The sequence below is a fragment of the Elioraea tepida genome, assembly GCF_019203965.1.
Lineage (GTDB): Bacteria > Pseudomonadota > Alphaproteobacteria > Acetobacterales > Acetobacteraceae > Elioraea_A > Elioraea_A tepida.
The window spans coordinates 2,805,251-2,827,244 of the sequence record NZ_CP076448.1 but is presented as its reverse complement, the minus strand read 5'-3'; the positions used below and the strand labels follow the sequence as shown (position 1 = coordinate 2,827,244).

Genomic DNA, 21,994 nt, shown 5'->3' with positions numbered 1-21,994 from the left:
GCGATCTCTCCTCTCTGAGACGTAGCAGGTGGCGCCGTTCTGCCACGCAGCGGCTGAACCCACCCGGAACGCCGCCGTTCAAACGCCGTTCAGCTCTCGCAATGCACATTGTTCCTGATGCACCGCCGCCTTCTGCTCGCCGGGCTGATGCTTGCGCTGCCGGCGCGCGCGCAGCCGCTTCTGCCGCTCCCCGAGGCGGTTCGTCGCGTCGAGGCGCGCTATCTCGGCCGAATGATCGAGGCCGAGGTGGTTCCCGGGCGTTACCACGAGATGACGCCGGTGGTCTACGAGCTGCGCTGGCTGACGCCGCGCGGGGATGTGCTGCGGATCCGTGTCTCGGCGGTGGACGGCGCACTGCTCGACGTGAACGGGCAGGGTATGCTCGAGGCGCGACGGCCGTGAGGGTCCTCCTGGTCGAGGACGATGCGGGTCTCGCGGCACAGCTCCGCCGCGCGCTCGAGGCGGCCGGCTTCACGGTGGACCTCGCGGCAGACGGCGAGGAGGCCGCCTTCCGCGGTGAGGAGGGGCGCTACGCAGCCTGTGTGCTCGACCTCGGCCTGCCGAGGCGTGACGGGCTATCCGTGCTCACGGCCTGGCGCGCCGCTGGCGTCGCCACCCCGGTGCTGATCCTGACCGCGCGCGACACCTTCGCCGACAAGGTGGCCGGTTTCCGCGCCGGAGCTGACGATTACGTGCAGAAACCGTTCCGCATGGAGGAGATCGTCCTGCGCCTGCGCGCGCTCACCCGGCGCGCCGCCGGGCACGCATCAGCGGAACTCGTCTGCGGGCCGCTCGTCTATGACAGCGTGGCAGGCAGCTTCACGCTCGAGGGACTGCCGCTGAAGCTCACCGCCTTTGAGGCGCGGATCCTCGGCTACCTGATGCACCAGAACGGCCGCATCGTCAGCCGCACGGACCTCTCCGAGGCTCTCTACGGCGAGGACGCGGATCGTGACTTCAACGCGATGGAGGTTCTGGTGAGCCGGCTCCGCCGCAAGATTGCCCCCTGCCGGATCGAGACGCTGCGGGGTGAGGGCTGGCGCCTCTCGCCGCCCGAATGATCCGCAGTCTGCGCGCACGCCTGCTCGCGGCGAGCCTTGCGTCGTTCGTCCTGGCGCTGGGCGCGGCGGCCTTCGCCATCGGGCGCGTGCTTGACACCGCGGTCACGGACGGCTTCCGGGCGCGGCTCGAAGGAAACCTCATCGCGATCGCCGCTGGGCTTGATCGAGACGAGGTGACGGCGCAGCTCACGCTCGCCGTTCCGCCCGCCGATCCGAAGTTCGCGGTGCCGCTTTCGGGCTGGTATTGGCAGGTGGCGGAGGAGGACGGCACGGTCCGGCTCGCCTCCCCCTCGCTGTGGAACACCACGCTCGATCACGCGGTCGCGCCGGATGGCGGCGCGCTCATGCGTGTGGCGCGCCGCTTCGGCGTCCCGGGCGGCGGCGGTGCGGTGGAGGTTGCCGTCGCCGCGCCGGTGTCGGCGCTCGAAGCGGAGCTGGCGGCGGCACGCCGGCCCGTGCTGATGGTGGTGGCGTTGCTCGGGTTTGCGCTGCTCGCGGCGGCGACGGTGCAGGTGGCGGTGGGGCTCCGCCCGCTGGCCGCGCTTCGCCGCGACATCGCGGCGATCCGCACCGGGCGGATCGCACGGCTTCCCCCGGCGCGCTTCAGCGAGGTCGCGCCTCTGACCGAAGACCTGAACGCTCTGCTCGCGCATCATGAGGCGATGGTCGAGCGCGCGCGACGCAACGCCGGCGACCTCGCGCACGGCCTCAAGACCCCGCTCGCTGCCATTCTGAATGCCGCCGCCGAGCCCGGCCGCGACCCGGACGGAATGATCGCGCAAGCGGCGCGTCGGATGGAGCGGCAGCTGCGGCACCATCTGCAGCGCGCGCGCATCGCCGGAGTCGCCGGCCTCCCGGGCGCGCGCTGCCCGGTCGCACCGGTTCTGGACGACCTCGCCTTCATGCTGGAGCGCGCCCATGCCGGCCGTGCCGTGCGGATTACCGTCTCGGCCAAGGGCGCACCGGATTTCGCCGGCGCACGCGGCGACCTCGAGGAGATGGCCGGCAACCTGATGGACAATGCCTGCAAGTGGGCGCGCGGGAGAGTGCAGGTGACAGCCGACGGCGCCGTCGGGCGACTGAGGATCCGGATCGCTGATGACGGGCCCGGTATGCCGGAACAGGCGCGCGTGTCGGCGCTGCGCCACGGCACGCGTCTGGACGAGAGCGTGCCGGGCCAGGGCTTTGGCCTCGCCATCGTCGTCGAGACCGCGGCGATCTATGGCGGGTCCCTGACGCTGGGCGACGGCGGGCCCGGCCTCGTCGCGACCCTCGATCTCCCGGCGGCGACCGAGAGGTGACGCCGGGCCCTCGGCGCAGCGTCTCCGCAGCCCGCGGGCGGCCAGGCATCGACACGGGGCGGGTCAGCCTGCACCCTCGACCCAGAGCCTCCCGCCCGTGATGTAAAGCGGGCGGGCGACCCTGGACGACGCAGCAGCGCCGAACGCCGCCACCGCCCCGAGCGGACCGCAAGCGGGGCGTGCGGTCGCCCAGGACGCCTCACGTCGTGACGGCCTGGGCTTCGATCGTCTGCAGCACGTCGAACCCCTCGAACTGCGGCGGGCCGAGCGTCATCGGCTTCGCCTCCCCCGCACCGGCATGGGCGCGGCGGAACGCCTCCGACCGCGTCCATGCCTCGAAATCCGCCCGCGACCGCCAGAGCGTGAAAGAGGAGTAGAGCACATGGTCCTCGGCCGCAGGCCCCCGAAGCAGGTGGAACGTCACGAACCCGGGCACCTCGCGGATATGGCTCTCCCGGTTCAGCCAGGCGGCCTCAAAGCGTTCGGTCTCGGCCGGGATGACGCGGAAGCGATTGGCGGCAACAAACATCGGCACGGTCTCCGTCAGTGCAGCCGTCTCTGCAGCGGTCGGAGCGCGGGGGCGATCACACGCCTCGGGCCGCAACGGCCGGGCCACCCAGCGGCGCCGGGCCCCCGTCGGCAGCAAGGCGGCGCGCAAGATCCAAGCCTCCGCGCCCCTCCCCGCCCGCAGTTTGGCCGCGCCGCGAAGCATGCCACGCTCCGCCTTGCAAGGCATCCGGTCGGCGCGGGCGGCCGATGCGTGATGCCGCGCGCGGAGGGCGAACCGACCGAGGTCTGAGAGGGGTCTCGTCGCGTCCGCCGTTGCCGCATGGGTTCGGCGGCCGGACACGCGGCACATCCCGCATGGCCTCCCGATCCGCTCTCCTGCGCTCTTGACCTGCGTCAATGCGCATCTGCGCAATACGGCATAAAGGGGCGTGGTGTCGGAGCCGGTCGCTATCTTCTCTGCCCGTGCTGACGCGAGGCGTCTCGCCGCACTCGGGCTTCTCCGCGGACGGGGCGAAGGCTGCGTGTGCGAGCTCGTCGCAGCGCTCGGCGCCAGCCAGTCGCGCATGTCGGGCCATCTGGCCGCCTTTCTGCAGCCAGGCCTTGTGACGGACCGGCGCGACGCGCAGCTTGTGCGCGACCGGCTCAACGGCGCGATGCCGCATTCCGTCCGTCGCCTGATCGACGCCGCGCTCGACCTCACCGAAACCCAAGCCCGAGGGCGCGTCACGACATGAGCGCCGCCACCCAAGCGAAAATGGTCTCGGCAGCGCGGCCGGCCGCAGCGCTGGGCGCCGTCGCCGCCTGGGCTGTGCTGTACAGCCAGCTTGTCCCGTTTTCCGAATGGGTGGTCTCGCTGCTCCCGGTCGAACGGCAGTCCCGGCTTGGCGAGGCACTCGCCTTCTTCTTCTACGATGCGCCGAAAGTGCTCCTGCTGCTCACGCTGGTCGTGTTCGGCATGGGCATCGTGCGGACCTGGTTCTCGGCGGAACGCACGCGTGCGCTCCTCGCCGGCAGGCGCGAGGGCGTGGGCAATGCGATGGCCGCAGCGCTCGGCATCGTGACACCCTTCTGCTCGTGCTCCGCGGTGCCTCTGTTCATTGGCTTCGTCTCGGCCGGTGTGCCACTCGGCGTCACCTTCTCGTTCCTGATTGCCGCGCCGATGGTGAACGAGGTCGCCCTCGGGCTGCTGTTCGCCCTGGTGGGCTGGAGAGTGGCGCTGTCCTATCTCGCGTTCGGTCTGATGCTTGCCGTCGTCGCCGGATGGGTGATCGGCAGGCTGAAACTGGAGGCGTGGCTGGAGCCGTGGGTGCTGCGCATCCATGCCGGAGCGGCTGATCTGCCCCGGACAAGACCCACGCTGGGGGAACGCTTGGTCGCCGGGCTCGATGCCGTGCGCGAGATCGTCGGCCGGGTCTGGTACTCGGTGATCGCCGGGATCGCCGCCGGGGCGCTGATCCACGGCTATGTGCCGGAGGATCTTCTCGCCTCAATCATGGGGAAGGAAGCGTGGTGGTCGGTTCCCGCTGCCGTGATCGTCGGGATTCCGATGTATTCCAACGCGGCGGGCATCATTTCGGTCGTCGAGGCTCTGCTCGGAAAGGGGGCGGCGCTCGGCACCGTGCTCGCCTTCATGATGAGCGTGATCGCGCTCTCGCTGCCGGAAATGATCATCCTCCGCAAGGTGCTGTCGGTAAAGTTGATCGCGGTGTTCGTCGCAGTGGTCGGTGTCGGTATCCTTGCGGTCGGGTTCCTGTTCAACCTGCTGTTCGCCTGAGGAGAGCGCGCCATGAAGGACGTCAAGGTGCTCGGGCCTGGCTGCAAGCGCTGTGAGACCGTGGTGCAGATGGTGAAGGATGCCGCCGCCCAGGCTGGCGTTGACGTGACCGTCACCAAAGTGACGGACTATGCTGAGATCGCCGGGTACGGCATCGCGTCGACACCCGGGATCGTCGTGGACGGGAAGATCGTCCATGCTGGAGGCCTGCCGAAGGCCGAGGATCTGGTGCGCTGGATCACCGCTTGAGCGCGGGCATCGGACGCTCCCACCACGGCAACCATCCGGCAGGGCACGGCGGCGCACCGCCCGGGATCAGCCTCAGCGCGGCGTTCCGCTTCGGCGTCGCGCTCAATCTCGGCTACACGTTGCTTGAGGCCGCGGCGGGGCTGTGGTTCGGCTCGCTCGCCCTGCTCACCGACGCAGCGCACAACCTCACCGATGTCGGCGGACTTCTGATCGCCTGGGGCGCCGCTGCGGCAGGGCGCCTGAAGCCGGACGCGCGGCACACCTATGGTTTCGGCCGGGCGCCAATCCTTGCCGCCATTCTCAACGCCGCCGCGATCCTTGTCGGCGTCGGGGCGGTGACGCTCGAGGCTCTCGACCGGCTCGCCGCGCCTGCCGAGGTTCCCGGCCTGCCCGTGCTCGTGGTCGCCACGGTCGGGATCGGCGTGAACATCGGCACAGCGCTTCTGTTCCGAAGCCATGGTGCGCATGACCTCAACGCACGCGGCGCTTTTCTGCACATGGCCGCGGACGGCGCCGTGTCGGCCGCCGTGGTCGCCTCGGCTCTCGTCATCCTCGCAACAGGATGGTCGGTCATCGATCCTCTCGTGGCGCTCGCGGTCGGCCTCGTCATTGCCGTGACCGCACTCCGCCTCCTGCACGAGGCCCTGCATCTTGCGATGGATGGCGTGCCGCCTGAGGTGGATGCCACGGCGGTGCGCAGCTTTCTCGCCTCGCAACCCGGTGTGGCGGAGGTGCACGACCTGCGCATCCGGGCGCACAGTACGACCGTGAGCGAGATGACGGCGCATCTCGTGATGCCGGACGGCCACCCCGGCGACGCATTCCTCTCCCGCATCGCGGCCGAGCTCAAGGCGCGCTTCGGGATTGCGCGCGCAACGCTCCAGGTCGAACGCGGCGACGGCCCGACCTGCCCCGCCGCGGGAGGCTGAGCGGGCGCTTCAGCCCGGGGGTGTGTTTTGCTTCCTTTTCGGCAACGAAAAGGCCCTGCCACACCCCGCAGCAGCGAGAGGATCTGGCGAACCCTGCCGCGGCGAAAGGGCTCCGTTCGGGCGGCAGAGCATGAGCGCAACGGCAAGCAGGACCCATCTCCCACGTCATGCCTCGCACGGCACGTGCCGACCGAAGGGTTCCGAACCTGCCCGCTCGCGGCACCCGACGGCGGCATCAGCGGAACGCCGGGCGCTACTCCATCGTCCAGCCGTGGCTGACGATGATCGATTGGCCGGTGAGCGCGGCCGACTCGAACCCGGCGAAGAACACCGCGCATTCGGCGACGTCGGCGAGCGTGGTGAACTCGCCGTCCACCGTGTCCTTCAGCATGACCTTCCGAACCACCTCCTCCTCGGTGAGGCCGAGAAGAGCGGCCTGTTCGGGGATCTGCTTCTCAACGAGAGGGGTGCGCACGAAGCCCGGGCAGATCACGTTGGCACGCACGCCGTGCTCCGCCCCTTCCTTCGCGACCACGCGCGCAAGCCCAATCAGCCCGTGCTTCGCCGCCACATACGGCGCCTTCAGGACGGAGGCGACCTTCGAGTGCACTGAGCCCATGTAGATGATGCTGCCGCTCTTCTGACGATACATCTGCCTGAGCGCGGCGCGGGTGGTGAGGAAGGCGCCGTCGAGATGCGTGGCAATGACCCGCCGCCAGTCCGCGAACGCGAACTCGACGACGGGCGCGACCACCTGGATGCCCGCGTTGCTGACGAGAATGTCGAGCCGCCCGAACCGCTCGACCACATGAGCAGTCCCCGCCTCCACCTGCGCCTCGTCTGTCACGTCCATCGCCACGCCGATTGCCCTCGTGCCAGTGGGGTCGAGCTCCGCCGCCGTGGCACTCGCCACATCGCCTTTGAGGTCGGCGATCGCGACCTTCGCCCCCTCGCGCAGGAACGCGCGCGCGATCTCCCGGCCGATGCCGCCCGCCGCCCCCGTGACGATGGCGACCTTCTCCCTCAGACGCATGCTGTCCGCTCCCCTCGCATGATGCCGGGCCTTAGCAGAGCGCGGCTTTGCCGTCATCGTGGGGCACGATCCCGAGGTGGAATGGACCCGGAGGAGGCAGGATGGAGAGACGTGCCGTGCGCGAGCCGAGGGTGCCGGACGAGCGCATTCCGGCTTGAGCGAGGTTCACGAGCACATGACGGAGATCACGCTCCGCGAGGCCACGCACGAGGACATCCCGGCCATGGTCAGGCTGCTCGCGCAACTGTTCGCGATCGAGGCGGATTTCGCGATCGACCCCGCGGTGCAGGCGCGCGGGCTTGCGATGCTTCTCGGCCGCGAGGGCTCGGTCGTGCTCGTGGCGGAGCGCGAGGGCCGTGTGATCGGCATGACGACGGCGCAGCTCACGGTCTCGACCGCCTGCGGCGGCCTCTCGGCGGGGATCGAGGATGTCGTCGTGGACTCGGCCCATCGCGGCAAGGGGGTGGGGCGTCGCCTGATTGCCGCGGCGGAAGCCTGGGCGCAAGCCCAGGGTGCCGTCCGGCTCGCCCTCCTCGCCGACGAAACGAACGGGCCCGCGCTCGACTTCTATGGCCGGCTCGGCTTTGTGCGCACACGGCTCGTGTGGCTCGCGCGGCCGCTTGCTTGATCTCGCGCGGCTCGGAGAAGCCACACACGCGATCGAGCCGGACGGCAGCGCCTCGCGTTTGCAGACGCGCGCCAGGCATCTCGGCCCAGGCCGTCGCCCCCCGGCGCCTCGCGCTCAGGCGACGTTGTGCAGCCCGGCATCGACATAGATCGTGTCGCCGGTCATGCCCGAGGAGGCGGGGCTGACAAGGAAAGCGCACACACGGCCGACCTCGGCGATGTCGACAAGCCGGCCTTGCGGCGCGCGCTCCCTCGCCCTCTCGATCAGCTCGTCGAAATGCGCGATCCCGCTCGCCGCGCGTGTCCTCAGCGGCCCGGGCGAGAGAGCGAACACGCGGATGCCCTTGGCCCCGAGCTCGTTCGCCGCGTAGCGCACCGAGGCCTCAAGCGCCGCCTTTACCGGCCCCATGATGTTGTAGTTCTCGACCACCTTGTCGGCCCCGTAATAGCTCATCGTCACGAGCACGCCGCCTTCCGTCATCAGCGGCTCGGCGAGATGCGCCATGCGCAGGAACGACCAGCAGGAGATGTGCATCGCCCGGGCGAAGCCCTCGGCCGAGACGTCGATCACCCGCCCGTGCAGGTCCTCGCGCGGCGCGAAGGCGATCGAGTGGACCACGAAATCAAGCCGCCCCCAGCGTTGCCGGATCGTCTCGAACACCGCTTCGAGCTCGCCCGGCCGCTCAACATCGAGCGGCAGGCAGAGAGACGCCTCGAGCCGTTCCGCGAGCGGGCGGACGAAGCGCTCCGCCTTCTCATTCAGATAGGTGACCCCGATCTCGGCCCCCAGGGCGCGCAGCGTGGCCGCGCAGCCGAAGGCGATCGAGTGCTCGTTGGCGATCCCGACCACAAGCCCCCTTCGGCCCCGGAGCATGTCGCCAACCCTGGCGTCTGGCTCCCATATGCGGGGCAGCACGTCGGGGCCGCCTGGCTCGTTTTCCATCACCCTTCTCCCTTCGCAACCGTGAGAGGAGGCGTAACGACGCCACGCGCCGATGCCGCCGTCACGCGCGGAATGGTGACAGGTGCAGCTCGCCGGCAAGAGAATCGCCGTGCTGACAGCCGAATCGCCCTCTCGCAGCCTCCCGAAAAAGGAGGCGCCGGCGAGCGGAAGCGGATCAGGTCCTCAGATCGGTCCGGTCCACCGGCAGGGTGCGGACGCGCTTTCCGGTGGCGGCAAAGATCGCGTTGACCATCGCCGGAGCGGCGGGCGGAAGCGGCGGCTCGCCCACCCCGCCGATCGTCTGGCCCGAGCGGATGATGTGCGTCTCCACCACCGGCGCCTCGCCGATCCGCATGATGCGGTAGCCGTCGAAGTTGGTGACCTCGGCGCGCCCGTCCTTGATCGGCACCTCCTCGTGCAGCGCCGCGGAGAGGCCCATCACCACCCCGCCCTCGGCCTGCTGGGCGATCGTCTCTGGGTTGACGAACTCGCCACAGTCGATCGCGACCGTGACCTTGTGCACCTTGACCTGGCCGTTGGTGACGGAGACCTCCGCCACCTCCGCAACCAAGCTGCCGTAGCTCTCGACATAGGCGATGCCACGATGCACACCTGCTGGGGCGGGCTTGCCCCAGCCGCCCTTCTCGGCGGCGGTGTTGAGCACGTTCAGCGCGCGCGCATCATGCGCGAGCAGCTCGCGCCTCAGTGCGAGCGGGTCCTTGCCGGCCGCAGCCGCCACCTCGTCGAGGAAGCACTCGACGAAGAAGCCGCACTGCGTGGAGCCCACGGCGCGCCAGATCCACGGGATCGGCGGGCCGTCGACGCGCACATACTCGGTTCGGAAGGCGCCGAAGCGATAGCGCGTGTCGGCGACCGACTGAACGGCGGTCGGGTCGAAGTCGTTTCGGATGGTATATGGTCGGAGATCGGTTCCCGAGCCGGGTCCCGCCGCCTTGAAGTGGAAGGCGATCACGCGCCCCTGCGCGTCGAGACCTGCGCGCATATGCGCAACCTGGGCGGGGCGATAGTAGCCCTGGCCGATCTCGTCCTCGCGCGTCCAGATCAGCTTGACGGGGCGGCCGACCGCCTTGGCGACCGCGGCGGCGTGCTCCGCCGCGCCCCATCCGTAGCGCCGCCCGAACCCGCCGCCTGCCCACTGCGTGTGGATCGTAATTCGCTCGCGCGGAATGCCGAGCACGCGCGCCACCGCACCCTGGCAGAAATCCTGGTGCTGGGTCGGCAGCCAGAGCTCGACCGTTCCGTCGGCATTGATCCGCGCGGTGCAGTTGTCGGTCTCCATGCAGGCGTGGGCGAGGTAGGGCACCTCGTAGGTCGCCTCGACGACGCGCGCGGCGGAAGCGAGCGCGGCGTCGACATCGCCGTCATTCTTGTTGACGAAGCCGGGCCGGCGCAACGCCTCGCGCATGCGGGCGGAGAAGGCGGCGCTGTCGAGCCCGTCATGCGGCGTCGGCTTGAACCGCAGGGAGATCGCTTTCGCCCCGCGGATCGCCGCCCAGGTGCTGTTCGCCACCACGGCCACCCCGTTCGGCAGCGGCACGACATCGATGATGCCGGGGATGTTCGCGATCGAGGAACGGTCAAAACTCTCGAGCTCTCCTCGGAACACCGGCGAGAGCTTCACGACCGCATAGACCATGCCGGGAAGAACGACGTCCGAGCCGTATTTCGCCGCGCCCGTCACCTTCGCCGGCGTGTCGAGCCGGGCCGTCGGCCGACGCAGGTAGCGGAGCTCGCTATCAGGCCTGAGCGGCGGGTTCTCGGGCACGGGCAGCGCCATTGCCTCGGCCACGAGCTCGCCGAACCCGAGCGAGCGGCCGGAGGCGGCATGGGTCACCCGCCCGTCGGCCGCGCGGAGCTCGCCCGCCGGAACGCCGAGGCGGCGGGCGGCGGCGGCGATCAGCATCTCGCGCGCCTGCGCGGCCACCTTCCGGAACGGCCCGTACCAGTAGCGCGTGCCAAGCGAGCCGCCCGAGTTCATCTCGTTGCCCTGGATTCGCCGGAAATCCGGCCCCGGCTGGCCGACCTCGACCGTGAAATGCTCAAGCGGCAGGCCGAGCTCGTCGGCGAAGATCATCGCATGCCCGGTATGCGTGCCCTGGCCGCACTCGGTGGTCGGCGAGAAGAGGGTCGCGCGACCGTCCTGGCCGATTCGCAGATAGGCGATCGGGGGCCCGATCCGCGCCCCGGGTTCGGCGGGAGCGAACAGCCGGTCGTTCGGAAGCTGCTGCGCCTCGGCGAAGATGGGCAGAACGAGCGCGGCGGCAGCGGCGGAAGCGGCCTTGAGCGCGCCGCGGCGGGAGAGCGAAAGCTCTGTCATCGTTCCCTCCCTCAGCTCGTCGCCGCGCGGCGGATGGCAGCGCGGATCCGCTGGTAGGTGCCGCAGCGGCAGAGATTGCCCGCCATCGCGGCGTCGATCTCGGCATCGGTCGGGTTCGGCGTCTTCTTCAGAAGCGCCGCGGCCGCCATGATCTGGCCCGACTGGCAGTAGCCGCATTGCGGCACCTGGGCCTCGATCCAGGCAAGCTGAACCGGGTGCTTGCCCTCGGGGTGGAGCCCCTCGATCGTCGTCACCTTCCTGCCGGCGACCGAGGCGAGCGTCGTGACGCAGGACCGCACCGGTTCGCCATCGACATGAACCGTGCAGGCGCCGCACTGGGCGATGCCGCAGCCGTATTTCGTCCCCGTAAGGTTGAGGATGTCGCGCAGGGCCCACAAGAGCGGCATCTCTGGGTCGGCGTCGAGCCGACGCGGCTGGCCGTTGACCGAAAGCTCGATCATGAGGACACCTCCCGCTTCTCCCTTCGTTGAGGCGGGAGAATGAAACGGGCTTTGGTGCCGGTCAACCCCGCTCAGCGCCCGAGGAAGGACTCGAGCGCAGGCAGGGACTGCTCCGGCGCCTCCTCGTGCGGCAGATGGCCGAGAGCGGGAAAGCGGACGAGCCGCGCATCGGGCAGGAGGCGAAGATAGTCCTCCGCATGCGAGACCGGAATGAGCCGGTCACGGTCGCCCCATATCAGGAGCACCGGCATCGTCAGACGCGGCAGGAGCGTCGCGGGGTCCTCGAGGACAGCCTGGCGGAGGCGGTCGATCATCGCCGCGCGCGCTCCGGGCGCGAGCATCAGGTCATGGTAGCGTGTCACCACGAGGTCGGTCAGCCGGGCGGGGTCGGCATAGGCGGAGGCGAGGTTCGCCCGCAACAGAGGCTTTGGCAGGAACACTGTCATCAGCGCGAGCGCGGGCCCGACACGAGGCGCCTCGCCGTAGCGCTGGCCGGCCCGGGCGAAGCCGTCGGGCGCGATCAGGACGAGCTTCTCGACGCGGTGGGGAAACCGTGCCGCAAAATGCCACGCCACCTTGCCGCCCATGGAACTGCCGACGAGCGTGGCGCGCGCGACCCCCAGCGTGTCCATCAGGGCGGCGAGCTGGGCGACGTCGGCGGCGAGCGAATAGTCGCCGCTCGCGCGCGGCGGCGAGAGCCCGAAGCCCGATAGGTCGTAGCGAATCACCCGGTAGCGGTCAGCGAGAGCCGCCGCCCAGGGCTCCCAGGTGTGCAGGCTCGCCCCGAAGCCGTGCAGCATGATGATGGCCGGACGGTCTCGCCCCGGTCCGTCGCGGCCGCTGTCGCGGAGATGCAGGCGCTCGCCGGCGACCGTGACCATGTCCTCAGGGCTCGCAAGCCAGCGCGCCTCGAGCTGGCGGCGCGGCCGGTCCGGCGTCCAGGCCCAGGCGGTGAGCGCAAGCAGGCCGGCGCCGAAGCCCATGAACGCGAGGGTCAACATCCGCCGTCGCCGCACCGTCTCAGCGCGTCCCGGCGAGGACGGCCCGGCCACCCGCCGGTTCGAACAGGGTGGCGTCCGGGGCGTGAGGTCGGAGCTGCACCCACGCGCCGAAGCCGACTCGGCGCCTTGCGAGCGTGCCTCGCAGGCCCAGCCGGTCGCTCGCTCGGCCGCCGCGGCCGTGTCGCCTCGCCTGGCCCGACCGCTGCGGGGTCATCCCCCCGACCGGGCGTCGCGCACCGCCTGCGCCACCCGGCCAGCCTGCGAGACGCTGCCGATCCGGCCGCCCGTGATGATGCCGCGCCGCGTCTTGCGTGGCGTCGCGGCCATTCCGGTGCGGGCCTCCGGCCCTGCGTGCGGGTGGTGCACCGGCGCAGAGCGGCGTCTCGCGAGAGCAGCCTCCATGGCGGCAACGGCGTGGGCACGCTTGCGTTCGGCCGCGAGCAGGGCGAGCCGGGCGTTCACGCGCTTGAGCGCCCGGGCGAAAACCTGCTTCTTCGCCGCGAGACCACGCTCGGAAGCGCTCTCCGTCGCGGTGCCCCGGGCCTCCGCCTTGCCGCGCTGAACGCGCCGCCGCGCGCGTATGATGTCACGCGCACGGCCATGGCGATCGCGCAGCCAGCGGGCGAGCGCGACGAGGTCGTCATGGGAGAGTTCCTCGAGAGCTGGGAAGTGGCTCGACTGAACCGGGGCGAGCTCGTCCTCAGCCAGAAGACCACGCTCCGTCGCGAATGACGCCCCCATGCGGTACTCCTTTTGCGCTCCGGGTTCTGAGGGATGGCATGGTGCCGCAGCCGGGGAAGGGTGAGAAGTGTCGGCGTTCGGGCCCGAGGCCGCTGGTCCGCGCCCCAAGCGATTGTGAGCTGTGTCGGTTCGCGGTACGCAGTTCTGCCCTTTTCTTGCCACGGCGTGTGAGGAAAACTTCGCTCATGGTATCGCATGGTCTAAGGAGATCGATCATGAACCTCTTCCGCCCTGTTGCCCTCGCCGGCGCGCTTCTCGTCGCCGCCTGCGGCAACACCACCGCTGACCGCGCGCTCACCGGCGGTGCGATCGGCGCTGGGGCTGGCCTCGCGGTCGGTGCGGTGACGGGGGCGACCCTGCTCGAAGGAGCCGTGATCGGCGGCGCTCTCGGCGCGGCCGCCGGCGCGCTGACCACCAAGGACCAGGTCAATCTCGGCAAGCCTGCGTGGCGCTGACCGCCGACGGAGGCTGTCGGGAGGAGCCGTGAGCGGGCGGCCACGCCAGGGTCCGCCCGCTTGCTAGGCCCGGCAGGGCATCCGTTGCCTGCGCCGGGGCTGTCCGCTCTCAGGCGGCCTTGAGGCGGTGGAGGAAGGCGTCGATCTCCGCGCGCATGCGGCTCGCTGCCTCCGTGACCGCGGCGGCCGCGTCGGCGACGACCGCCGCCTGACGATCCGCCTCAATTCCAGCCTTCTGCAGCTCCGAAACCCGGCCGGAGACCTCGGCGGTTCCGGCCGCTGCCTGCTGCACGTTCCGCGCGATCTCTGCCGTCGCTGCGCCCTGCTCCTCCACCGCAGCGGCGATCGAGGAGGCGATCGTCGCAAGCTCATCGATCACCCCGCCGATTGACCCGATCGCCGCAACCGCCTCGCGCGTCGAGGCCTGCACCGCCTCGATCTGGGCAGCGATCTCCTCGGTCGCCTTCGCCGTCTGGCCGGCGAGGCTCTTCACCTCCGAGGCGACCACGGCGAAGCCTTTCCCTGCTTCGCCCGCACGCGCCGCCTCGATCGTCGCGTTGAGGGCAAGCAGGTTGGTCTGCCCGGCGATGTCGCCGATCAGGCGCACCACGTCGCCGATCCTGCGCGCGGCATCGGCAAGACCCTGAACGGTTGCGTCGGTGCGGCGCGCCTCCTCGACGGCTTGGCCGGCGATCCGCCCGGCGTCCGCCACCTGGCGGGTGATCTCGCCGATGCTCGCAGCGAGCTCCTCGGCGGCGGCAGCGACGGTCTGGACGTTCGAGGAGGCCGCTCCGGCCGCGCCCGCCACTGCTGTCGAGCCGGTCGCCGCCGCTTCCGCTACCGCCCGCATCGCCGCGACCGTCGTGCCGAGCGAGCCGGCAGCACTGCCGAGCGCCTCCATCACCACCGACGCTGCTTTGCCGAAATGGGCGATCTCGGCAGACATGCGCTCCGCCCGCGCCTCGCGCTCGGCGCTCGCCGCTCGCGCCGCGGCGTCGGCTTCGGCACGCGCGACCTGGGCAGCACGGAAACTCTCCGCCGCCGCGGCAAGGGCGCCGATCTCATCCTGACGCTCGGCACCTGGGATGGTGAGGTCGGTCCTGCCTTCGGCCAGAGCCGAGAGCGACGCCTTGACGTCCGCGAGCGGCCGGACGATCGACCGCCGCACCATCACGACGACGGAGGTGCCGACCAGAAGCAGGGCGGCGAGAACGGCAGAGCCGAGCGTGAGCGCGGTGCGGCGGAACAGGCCCTGAACCTCCGCGGCGAGGGCCTGCATCTCCGCCGCCGTCGCCCTGGCGGCGGCATCGATCGCCTCGTTGAACGCGGCACGGTTGCGCCGGTTCTCGTCATTGTTGCCGACCCGGTTCGCCTCAGCGATCGACACCTCCGTGCCGAGGCGGGCGAGCTCGCTTCGAAGCCGAACGAAATCGGCCGCCGCAGCCTTGAGCGGGGCGAAGCTCGCGCACCGGTCGGCGGGCAACAGAGCCTCCCAGGCCGAAACATCGCGCTCGATCTGGGCGACGAAGCGGCGTATCCCGGCGGCGAAGGGCTTGGCGCGCTCGAGATCGGCCGACATGTAAATGCCGCGGCTGTCCATCACGGTCGCATAGACAAGGCCGTTCAGCCGCTCGGCGATCGCCGCCCGCTCGCCGGCATTCTTCACCGCCGCGAGCGTCCTGTCATAAGCGTGCAGGCTCGCAAGCCCGAAGCCGAGCGCGCCGAGCGTGACGAGAGCCATCACCGCGACGGCGAGATTGATCCTGGCGCCGATGCCGAAGCCGCGAACCGTCATGGCCTGCCCTTCCTCCAGCGTTGCGGGCAGACCATGGCGCGAGAAGGTTACCGAAACCTCCATCAGCGCCCGGCGGGAGGGTGACCGCGCCGCCCGCGAGCGGCTATACCTCGCCCCATGAACATGCTCGCCCCGCGCATCGCGCGCTTTGCGGTCGAGGTCGTGTTCGACCTCGTCTGCCCGTGGTGCTGGATCGGCGTGCGACGCCTCGCGCGCGCCGTCGCGCGCCGGCACGATCTCGCGGTCGAGATCGCCTACCGCCCCTTCCTGCTGAACCCGGACATGCCCGCGCGCGGCATGGCGCGGGCGGAATACCTGCAGCGCAAGTTCGGCGGGGAGGAGCGCGCGCGTCGGCTGCACGCGGCGATCGCAGAGGTCGGCCGCGGCGAGGGGATCACCTTCCGGTTCGACCGGATCACGCGCACCCCCTCAACGGTGGAGGCGCACCGGCTCGTGCGGCTTGCCGCCGCCGAGGGGCGCGCCGGCGCGCTGGTCGAGGCGCTGTTCGCCGCGCATTTCTCCGAGGGGCGCGACATCGGCGACCGTGCCACGCTCGCCGCCATCTGGGCCGAGACAGGGCTTGCGGGTGACCCCGCGATCCACGGCCCAGCCGGGTTCGGCACCGACGCCGTCCACGCCGACAACCTGCGCGCGCACCGCCTCGGCATCAACGGCGTGCCCTGCTTCGTGTTCGGTGAGCGCCACGCCATCGCCGGCGCGCAGGAGCCGGAGGTGCTCGACCGGATGCTCGACATCGCCGCCCTCGAAACGGCGGCGTGAGGCCCCTCAGGCCGCCTTCGCCGTCGCAAGCAGGCCGGCGAGGCTTGCGAGCACCTCGCGCGCTGCGCGGACGCGGCGCGCCACATCATCGAGGTCGCGCGTCACCACGAGCTTGTGGTCGGTGCGCAGCCGCGCCAGCCCCTTCTGGCCCTGCAGCCAGGCGACGAGCGCGACCGGGTCGCGGAAGGCGTTGCCGCGGAAGCCGATCACGAGGCCCTTCGGCCCGGCATCGAGCTTCTCCACGCCGGCCTCGCGGCAGAGGCGCTTGATCGCCATCACCGTGAGCAGGTTCTCAACCTCAGGCGGCAGGGGCCCGAACCGGTCGACGAGTTCGGCCGCGAGCGCCTCGCTCTCGGCATCCGAGGCGAGCGCGCCGATGCGCCGATAGAGACCGAGCCGAACCGGCAGGTCGCGCACATAGTGTTCCGGGATCAGCACGGCCATGCCGAGATTGATCTGCGGCGTCCAGTCTCGGTCGGAGCCGACCGAGCCGCCATCACCGGCCTTCGCTTCGGCCACCGCCTCCTCGAGCATCTGCTGATAGAGCTCGATCCCGACTTCGCGGATATGGCCCGATTGCTCCTCGCCCAGCAGGTTCCCCGCTCCGCGTATGTCGAGATCGTGGCTTGCAAGGGTGAAGCCGGCGCCGAGGTTGTCGAGCGCCTGCATCACCTCGAGCCGCTTCTGCGCCGTCGGCGTCAGCTTCCGGTCGGGCGCAAGCGTGAGATAGGCATAGCCGCGCAGCTTGCCCCGCCCCACCCGTCCGCGCAGCTGGTAGAGCTGGGCGAGGCCGAACATGTCGGCGCGGTGGATCACGATCGTGTTCACGGCCGGCATGTCGAGGCCGCTCTCGATGATGTTGGTCGCAAGCAGGACGTCGTGTCGGCCGTCCTGGAATTCCGTCATCACCCGCTCGAGCTCGGTCGCGGAGAGCTTCCCGTGCGCCTCGGCCACCTTGAGCTCGGGCGCGAGCTCGGTGAGCCGGCTGCGCACTTTCGGCAGGTCCTCGATTCGCGGCACCACGTAGAAGGTCTGCCCGCCGCGGAACCGCTCGCGCATCAAGGCCTCGCGCAGCACCACCGGGTCGAACGGCAGGATGAAGGTGCGCACGGCGAGGCGATCGACCGGCGGGGTCGCGATCAGGCTCATTTCGCGCACGCCGGTGAGCGCGAGCTGAAGCGTGCGCGGGATCGGCGTCGCCGTCAGCGTCAGGACATGCACCTCGGCGCGAAGCTGCTTCAGCCGCTCCTTGTGGGCGACGCCGAAATGCTGCTCCTCGTCGACGATGACGAGGCCGAGATCGCGGAACTCCACCCCCTTCCCGAGCAGGGCATGGGTGCCGACGACGATGTTGACGGTCCCGTCCGCGAGCCCGCGCTTGACCTCCGCCGCCTCCTTCGCCCCCACCATGCGAGAGAGTTGCGCCACGCGAACCGGAAAGCCGCGGCAACGTTCCGCGAACAGACGGAAGTGCTGGCGTGCGAGCAGGGTCGTCGGCACCACCACCGCGACCTGAAGCCCAGACATCGCGACGACGAAGGCCGCACGCAGCGCCACCTCCGTCTTGCCGAAGCCGACATCGCCGCAGATAAGGCGATCCATCGGCCGGCCGGAGGCGAGGTCCTCGAGCACGTCGGCGATCGCGCGCGCCTGGTCCTCGGTCTCGGCGAAGGGGAAGCGGGCGCAGAACTCGTCCCACAGCCCCTCGGGCGGCATCAGGCTCGGCGCGGTGCGAAGCCGCCGCTCGGCCGCGACCTTGAGCAGGGCCGCCGCCATGTCGCGGATCCGGCTCTTCATCCGCGCCTTGCGGTTCTGCCAGGAGACGCCGCCGAGCCGGTCGAGCGCCACGCCCTCGCCCTCGCCGTAGCGCGAGAGCACCTCGATGTTCTCGACAGGCACGAACAGCTTGTCGCCGCCGTCGTAGACGAGCTTCAGGCAGTCATGCGCTGCGCCGTTCACCGTTAGCGTCACGAGGCCCTCGTAGCGGCCGATGCCGTGGTCGATGTGCACCACGAGATCGCCCTCGCTGAGCTCCGTCGCCTCGGCGATGAACTGGTCGGCGCGCTTGCGCCGCCGTGCTGGGCGGGAGATCCGCTCGCCGAGGATGTCCTGTTCGGCGATCACGGCGAGCCGGTCGGAGACGAAGCCGCGCTCGAGCCCGAGCACGGCGAGCGCGACCCGACCCGACGGCAGCGCCTCGGCCGCGGTGATGTCGGCGACCGGTTCTGCGCCGGCAAGCCCATGCTCGGCGAGCAGATGCGCAAGCCGCTCGCGCGACCCCGCCGTCCACGCGGCGATGATCACCCGCCGTCCCTGCCCGGCGAGCGCCGAGGCGTGCTCGGCCAGCGCGTCGAACACGTTCGCCCCGGCCGCGCGCACGTCCGTGAACTCGCGGCCCGGTCGCGCTCCGGCATCGATCACTGCCCCGTCGGGCCGGTTCGAGTCCGCCTCCTCCGGCCTCGCAAAGGGCGAGAAGCGGATGACCGCATGCGGCCGCAGCATCGCGGACCAGGAGGCGGCATCATGGTAGAGCGCATCGGGGGGAAGCGGATTGTAGGGGAGTTCCCCCTCCGACATCCGCCTCAGCTCGGGGTTGCGGCGTGCGGCGTAATGATCCGCGATCATCTCGAGCCGAGCCTCGAGCACCCCGTCGGCCTCGTGGTCGAACGAGATCCTCGCCCCCGGAACGTACTCAGTGAGTGGGGCGAGCCGTTCGTGGAACAGGGGAAGCCAGTGCTCCATCCCCTGGTGGCGACGCCGCGCCGAGACGGCCCCGTAGAGCGGGTCATCCGCCGCGGCGCCGAACAGCTCGCGGTAGCGCGTGCGGAACCGTGTGACGGAGTCGTCGTCGAGCAGCACCTCGCTCACGGGCTTGAGCACCACCGTCTCGAGGCGCGCGGTCGAGCGCTGGCTGAACGGGTCGAAGCTCCGGATCTCGTCGATCTCGTCGCCGAAGAGATCGATCCGCACGGGCTCCTCTCGGCCGGGGGGGAAGAGGTCGATCAGGCCGCCGCGCACGGCATATTCACCGGGCTCGATCACGGTGTTGGCGCGGCTGTAGCCGTTCGCCTCGAGGAAGGCAACGATCCGGTCGAGCCCGGTGCGGCTGCCACGCTGAAGCTTGAGAACGGCGTTGGCGAAGGCCTCCTTCGGCGGCACGCGCTGCACGAGAGCGTTGACCGTGGTGAGGAGGATGAAGGGGCGCTCGGGCGGCTCGAGCAGGGCGGTGAGCGTGTCGAGGCGCCGCGCCGCGAGCTCCGGGTTCGGGCCGACGCGGTCGTAGGGGAGGCAGTCCCAGGCCGGGAACTGCAGCACCGGCACGCCGGGGGCGAAGAAGGCGAGCGCCTCCGCCATCCGCGCCATCCGCGCATCGTCGCGGCAGACATGTATCAGGGGCTCGCGATGCTCCTGTCGCGCTCGGGCGAGGAGCACCGCGTCGTAGCCCTCCGGGCAGCCGGCGACCGTGATCCGCGCGGCCGCGGCGTCTCCCTCAGCCATGGCCGTTCCCCGGCGCAGTCACCCCGCGCTGGGCGAGCGACCACGCGACCATGCGCTCAAGCAGGGGCGAGTGCACCTCCGGCGGCACGGGCCTGCGCCCCGTCAGCCAATCGAACAGGTCGAGGTCGGGCAGTTCGAGCACGGCCTCGAGCGCGTCGAGTTCCGACTCGTCGAGTGTGCCGATCGCCTCGGCGACGAAGCCGCCGACCAAAAGGTCGGTCTCGTGGGTGCCACGGTGGCAGGCACGGAACAGGAGGCGTCGACGGCGTGGATCGGCAAGGGCGTCGGTCATCGCGGGGGCCGGGTCCAAGGCGTAGCGGGGGCGGCCCCTGCCGGGTGCCCCTTTGCCCGACGTGATATATGGCGCGCGAACGATCCTGTCAGCCCGTGACGCGCCCCTCCCTCCTCTTCCCGCTCTTCGCCTCGCTCGGGTCGCTTCCCGGTGTGGGCCCGAGGCGCGAGGCGCTTCTTACCCGCGCTGCCGGCGGAGGGCGTGTGCTCGACCTCCTGTGGCACCTCCCGACCGGAGTGATCGATCGGCGAGCGCGGCCGGCGATCGCCGAGGCCGCTGCCGGAGCCGTGGTGACGCTCGAGGTGACCGTCACCGCACGCCGGCCGCCGCGGAGTGCCGCCGCGCCGTGGGTGATCGAGGTCGGCGATGGGTCGGGCAGCCTTGACATCCTGCTGTTCGGCCGTGGCAGCCACCGGGCCGACCAGCTGCCCCTCGGCGCGCGTCGGGTGATTTCGGGGATGCTGAAGCTCGACCGCGGCCGGCTCGTCATGCCGCACCCCGATTTCATTCTGCCGCCCGAGCGGGCGGGCGAGCTGCCGCTTATCGAGCCCGTCTGGGGCCTCACGGCCACGCTCCGGCCCTGGGAGATGCGCCTGGCAGTTGAGGCGGCGCTCGCGCGCGCCCCCGACCTTCCCGAGTGGATCGAGCCTGGGCTTGTGCGACGCGAGCGCTGGCCGTCCTGGAAGGCTGCTCTCGAGGCCTGCCATCGCCCTGGGGACGCAGCGGCGGTCGCGCCCGCGCATCCGGCACGGATGCGGCTTGCCTATGACGAGCTGTTCGCCCAGCAGCTCGCGCTTGCCCTGTCGCGGCGCGCACTCCGCAGCCAACCCGGCCGGGCGCTGATCGGCGACGGGCGGCTGCGCGCGCGCGCCCTCGACGCCTTCGGCCACGCCTTGACCCCCGCCCAGGCGGCGGCGCTCGCCGAGATCGACCGCGACCTCGCCGCGCCGCGTCGCATGCTAAGGCTTCTTCAGGGCGATGTCGGCTCGGGCAAGACGCTTGTCGCGCTGCTTGCGATGCTGCGCGCGGTCGAGGCGGGCGCGCAGGCCGTCCTGATGGCGCCCACCGAGCTCCTCGCCCGCCAGCACCATGCGACGATCGGCCGTCTCGCCGCCGCCGCCGGGCTCGAAGTCGCTCTTCTCACGGGCCGGGAGAAGGGCAAGGCGCGCGAGGCGGCGCTCGCCGGCCTCGCCTCGGGCCGGACGCGCCTTGCCGTCGGCACGCACGCCCTGTTCCAGGACGAGGTGGCGTTCGCCGATCTCGCTCTCGCCGTGATCGACGAGCAGCACCGGTTCGGCGTGCACCAGCGGCTGATGCTCGCGGCGAAGGGTCGCGCCGTGGATGTGCTCGTGATGACGGCCACGCCAATCCCCCGCACACTCCTGCTCACGGCCTGGGGCGACATGGAGGTGAGCCGGATCACCGGCCGCCCGCCCGGGCGGCGACCCGTCACCACCCTTGCCAAGCCGGCGGCGAAGCTCGCCGAGGTGGTCGAGGCCCTCGGGCGGCGGCTTGCGGCGGGGGCGCGCGCCTACTGGATCTGCCCAGTCGTCTCCGACAGCGAGGCGGCCGACCTCGCCGCCGCCGAGGCACGCGCGGCCGGGCTCGCCCGCCACTTCCCCGGCCGCGTCGCGCTCCTGCACGGGAGGATGCGCGGGGCGGAGAAAGACGCGGCGATGGCGGCCTTCGCGCGGGGGGAGAAGACAGTGCTCGTCGCCACCACCGTGGTCGAAGTCGGGGTCGACGTTCCCGAGGCCTCGGTGATCGTGATCGAGCAGGCCGAGCGCTTCGGCCTCGCCCAGCTGCACCAGCTTCGCGGGCGGGTCGGGCGCGGGGCGGAGGCCTCCTACTGCATTCTCGTCTATGACGAGCCGCTGTCGGAGGTCGCGCGCCGGAGGATCGAGACCCTCTGCGCGAGCGACGACGGGTTCGCGATCGCGGAAGAAGACCTTAAGCTCAGAGGAGGCGGCGACACGCTCGGCACAAGGCAGTCGGGCCTTCCCTCCTTCCGCCTTGCCGACCCCGCCTCGCACCGGCACCTGATCGAGCCAGCCCGCGATGACGCCGTGCTCCTGCTCGAGCGCGACCCCGAGCTCCAGGGACCCCGCGGGCGGGCGGCGCGGCTCCTGCTCCACCTGTTCGAGGCGGAGGCGTCGATCCCGACCATCGGCTCGGGCTGACGCCCCGACGGCAGCATGGTAGAGGC

The 21,994-nt window shown here is 70.9% G+C and carries 21 protein-coding genes; 11 read left to right on the top strand and 10 right to left on the bottom strand.

The features are described 5' to 3' along the window. Window positions 1-117: 117 nt before the first annotated feature. Genes KO353_RS13570 through KO353_RS13560 form a run of 3 tightly spaced genes read left to right on the top strand, consistent with a single transcriptional unit; the run spans window position 118 to window position 2,362 of the window. Complete coding sequence (locus tag KO353_RS13570; protein ID WP_218285313.1) at window positions 118-402, top strand: hypothetical protein; 285 nt, start codon at window positions 118-120, stop codon at window positions 400-402. After that, entirely contained in the window at window positions 399-1,061 is a 663-nt protein-coding gene (locus KO353_RS13565) for a response regulator transcription factor (protein ID WP_218285312.1), read from the top strand. The genes KO353_RS13570 and KO353_RS13565 overlap by 4 nt, the downstream gene beginning before the upstream one ends. Further along, window positions 1,058-2,362, top strand: a complete 1,305-nt coding sequence (locus KO353_RS13560; RefSeq protein ID WP_218285310.1) for a sensor histidine kinase — start codon at window positions 1,058-1,060, stop codon at window positions 2,360-2,362. Before KO353_RS13565 ends, KO353_RS13560 begins: the two co-directional genes overlap by 4 nt. Before the next feature lie 199 nt (window positions 2,363-2,561). On the opposite strand, the gene KO353_RS13555 is transcribed toward KO353_RS13560, so the two are convergent. Continuing rightward, window positions 2,562-2,891, bottom strand: coding sequence for an antibiotic biosynthesis monooxygenase family protein (locus tag KO353_RS13555; protein WP_218287396.1), 330 nt, complete (start codon window positions 2,889-2,891; stop codon window positions 2,562-2,564). Window positions 2,892-3,300: 409 nt separating this feature from the next. On the opposite strand from KO353_RS13555, the gene KO353_RS13550 reads away from it, so the two are divergent. From KO353_RS13550 to KO353_RS13535, 4 genes are read left to right on the top strand one after another with little or no spacing between them, the layout of a single operon-like run. Continuing rightward, the gene (locus KO353_RS13550; RefSeq protein WP_218285308.1) at window positions 3,301-3,606 is read left to right on the top strand and encodes a metalloregulator ArsR/SmtB family transcription factor; all 306 of its coding nucleotides are present in this window, start codon (window positions 3,301-3,303) and stop codon (window positions 3,604-3,606) included. Next, window positions 3,603-4,646, top strand: a complete 1,044-nt coding sequence (locus KO353_RS13545) for a permease (protein WP_235691879.1) — start codon at window positions 3,603-3,605, stop codon at window positions 4,644-4,646. The genes KO353_RS13550 and KO353_RS13545 overlap by 4 nt, the downstream gene beginning before the upstream one ends. Window positions 4,647-4,658: 12 nt before the next feature. Next, window positions 4,659-4,895 carry a thioredoxin family protein gene (locus KO353_RS13540; protein ID WP_218285306.1) on the top strand — a complete coding sequence of 79 codons (237 nt, stop codon included), beginning with the start codon at window positions 4,659-4,661 and terminating at the stop codon, window positions 4,893-4,895. Continuing rightward, window positions 4,892-5,824 (top strand): cation diffusion facilitator family transporter, encoded by a 933-nt coding sequence (locus tag KO353_RS13535; RefSeq protein ID WP_235691878.1) that lies wholly within the window; start codon window positions 4,892-4,894, stop codon window positions 5,822-5,824. The genes KO353_RS13540 and KO353_RS13535 overlap by 4 nt, the downstream gene beginning before the upstream one ends. 253 nt (window positions 5,825-6,077) lie before the next feature. On the opposite strand, the gene KO353_RS13530 is transcribed toward KO353_RS13535, so the two are convergent. Beyond that, a complete protein-coding gene (locus KO353_RS13530; protein WP_218285305.1) occupies window positions 6,078-6,857 on the bottom strand; it encodes a 3-hydroxybutyrate dehydrogenase in 780 nt (259 codons plus the stop codon). 175 nt (window positions 6,858-7,032) lie between these two features. Between KO353_RS13530 and KO353_RS13525 the strand changes: the two genes are divergently transcribed. After that, complete coding sequence (locus KO353_RS13525; protein WP_218285303.1) at window positions 7,033-7,485, top strand: GNAT family N-acetyltransferase; 453 nt, start codon at window positions 7,033-7,035, stop codon at window positions 7,483-7,485. Window positions 7,486-7,599: 114 nt separating this feature from the next. On the opposite strand, the gene fabI is transcribed toward KO353_RS13525, so the two are convergent. From fabI to KO353_RS13500, 5 genes are all read right to left on the bottom strand, one after another. Then, on the bottom strand, window positions 7,600-8,358 hold the full coding sequence (fabI, locus tag KO353_RS13520) for an enoyl-ACP reductase FabI (protein ID WP_218285301.1): 759 nt from the start codon (window positions 8,356-8,358) through the stop codon (window positions 7,600-7,602). Between the two features lie 244 nt (window positions 8,359-8,602). Beyond that, a complete protein-coding gene (locus tag KO353_RS13515) occupies window positions 8,603-10,765 on the bottom strand; it encodes a xanthine dehydrogenase family protein molybdopterin-binding subunit (RefSeq protein WP_218285300.1) in 2,163 nt (720 codons plus the stop codon). Between the two features lie 11 nt (window positions 10,766-10,776). Beyond that, window positions 10,777-11,226, bottom strand: a complete 450-nt coding sequence (locus KO353_RS13510; RefSeq protein ID WP_218285298.1) for a (2Fe-2S)-binding protein — start codon at window positions 11,224-11,226, stop codon at window positions 10,777-10,779. A 71-nt stretch (window positions 11,227-11,297) separates the two neighbouring features. Then, complete coding sequence (locus tag KO353_RS13505) at window positions 11,298-12,227, bottom strand: alpha/beta fold hydrolase (protein ID WP_218285296.1); 930 nt, start codon at window positions 12,225-12,227, stop codon at window positions 11,298-11,300. Between the two features lie 210 nt (window positions 12,228-12,437). Then, window positions 12,438-12,968 (bottom strand): hypothetical protein, encoded by a 531-nt coding sequence (locus KO353_RS13500; protein ID WP_218285294.1) that lies wholly within the window; start codon window positions 12,966-12,968, stop codon window positions 12,438-12,440. A gap of 215 nt (window positions 12,969-13,183) precedes the next feature. Between KO353_RS13500 and KO353_RS13495 the strand changes: the two genes are divergently transcribed. Then, window positions 13,184-13,423 carry a hypothetical protein gene (locus tag KO353_RS13495; protein WP_218285292.1) on the top strand — a complete coding sequence of 80 codons (240 nt, stop codon included), beginning with the start codon at window positions 13,184-13,186 and terminating at the stop codon, window positions 13,421-13,423. Window positions 13,424-13,532: 109 nt separating this feature from the next. Here the strand turns inward: KO353_RS13495 and KO353_RS13490 are convergent, their stop codons facing one another. Continuing rightward, complete coding sequence (locus KO353_RS13490; RefSeq protein ID WP_218285290.1) at window positions 13,533-15,218, bottom strand: methyl-accepting chemotaxis protein; 1,686 nt, start codon at window positions 15,216-15,218, stop codon at window positions 13,533-13,535. A 117-nt stretch (window positions 15,219-15,335) separates the two neighbouring features. Here KO353_RS13490 and KO353_RS13485 point away from each other — a divergent pair, with 117 nt between their 5' ends. Next, complete coding sequence (locus tag KO353_RS13485; RefSeq protein ID WP_218285288.1) at window positions 15,336-15,998, top strand: DsbA family oxidoreductase; 663 nt, start codon at window positions 15,336-15,338, stop codon at window positions 15,996-15,998. A 6-nt stretch (window positions 15,999-16,004) separates the two neighbouring features. Here KO353_RS13485 and mfd read toward each other — a convergent pair whose 3' ends face one another. Beyond that, complete coding sequence (gene mfd, locus KO353_RS13480; protein ID WP_218285286.1) at window positions 16,005-19,496, bottom strand: transcription-repair coupling factor; 3,492 nt, start codon at window positions 19,494-19,496, stop codon at window positions 16,005-16,007. Continuing rightward, window positions 19,489-19,788, bottom strand: a complete 300-nt coding sequence (locus KO353_RS13475) for an FAD assembly factor SdhE (protein ID WP_218285284.1) — start codon at window positions 19,786-19,788, stop codon at window positions 19,489-19,491. Before KO353_RS13475 ends, mfd begins: the two co-directional genes overlap by 8 nt. 95 nt (window positions 19,789-19,883) lie before the next feature. Between KO353_RS13475 and recG the strand changes: the two genes are divergently transcribed. Further along, a complete protein-coding gene (gene recG / locus KO353_RS13470; RefSeq protein WP_235691877.1) occupies window positions 19,884-21,968 on the top strand; it encodes an ATP-dependent DNA helicase RecG in 2,085 nt (694 codons plus the stop codon). Window positions 21,969-21,994 lie beyond the last annotated feature (26 nt).

Bases quoted from the DNA above. Each gene is read 5' to 3' on its own strand.
- KO353_RS13570 (WP_218285313.1), top strand. From the start codon at position 118: ATGCACCGCCGCCTTCTGCTCGCCGGGCTGATGCTTGCGCTGCCGGCG.
- KO353_RS13560 (WP_218285310.1), top strand. From the start codon at position 1,058: ATGATCCGCAGTCTGCGCGCACGCCTGCTCGCGGCGAGCCTTGCGTCG.
- KO353_RS13555 (WP_218287396.1), bottom strand. From the start codon at position 2,891: ATGTTTGTTGCCGCCAATCGCTTCCGCGTCATCCCGGCCGAGACCGAA.
- KO353_RS13545 (WP_235691879.1), top strand. From the start codon at position 3,603: ATGAGCGCCGCCACCCAAGCGAAAATGGTCTCGGCAGCGCGGCCGGCC.
- KO353_RS13540 (WP_218285306.1), top strand. From the start codon at position 4,659: ATGAAGGACGTCAAGGTGCTCGGGCCTGGCTGCAAGCGCTGTGAGACC.
- KO353_RS13530 (WP_218285305.1), bottom strand. From the start codon at position 6,857: ATGCGTCTGAGGGAGAAGGTCGCCATCGTCACGGGGGCGGCGGGCGGC.
- KO353_RS13525 (WP_218285303.1), top strand. From the start codon at position 7,033: ATGACGGAGATCACGCTCCGCGAGGCCACGCACGAGGACATCCCGGCC.
- fabI (WP_218285301.1), bottom strand. From the start codon at position 8,358: ATGCTCCGGGGCCGAAGGGGGCTTGTGGTCGGGATCGCCAACGAGCAC.
- KO353_RS13515 (WP_218285300.1), bottom strand. From the start codon at position 10,765: ATGACAGAGCTTTCGCTCTCCCGCCGCGGCGCGCTCAAGGCCGCTTCC.
- KO353_RS13510 (WP_218285298.1), bottom strand. From the start codon at position 11,226: ATGATCGAGCTTTCGGTCAACGGCCAGCCGCGTCGGCTCGACGCCGAC.
- KO353_RS13505 (WP_218285296.1), bottom strand. From the start codon at position 12,227: ATGTTGACCCTCGCGTTCATGGGCTTCGGCGCCGGCCTGCTTGCGCTC.
- KO353_RS13500 (WP_218285294.1), bottom strand. From the start codon at position 12,968: ATGGGGGCGTCATTCGCGACGGAGCGTGGTCTTCTGGCTGAGGACGAG.
- KO353_RS13495 (WP_218285292.1), top strand. From the start codon at position 13,184: ATGAACCTCTTCCGCCCTGTTGCCCTCGCCGGCGCGCTTCTCGTCGCC.
- KO353_RS13490 (WP_218285290.1), bottom strand. From the start codon at position 15,218: ATGACGGTTCGCGGCTTCGGCATCGGCGCCAGGATCAATCTCGCCGTC.
- KO353_RS13485 (WP_218285288.1), top strand. From the start codon at position 15,336: ATGAACATGCTCGCCCCGCGCATCGCGCGCTTTGCGGTCGAGGTCGTG.
- mfd (WP_218285286.1), bottom strand. From the start codon at position 19,496: ATGGCTGAGGGAGACGCCGCGGCCGCGCGGATCACGGTCGCCGGCTGC.
- KO353_RS13475 (WP_218285284.1), bottom strand. From the start codon at position 19,788: ATGACCGACGCCCTTGCCGATCCACGCCGTCGACGCCTCCTGTTCCGT.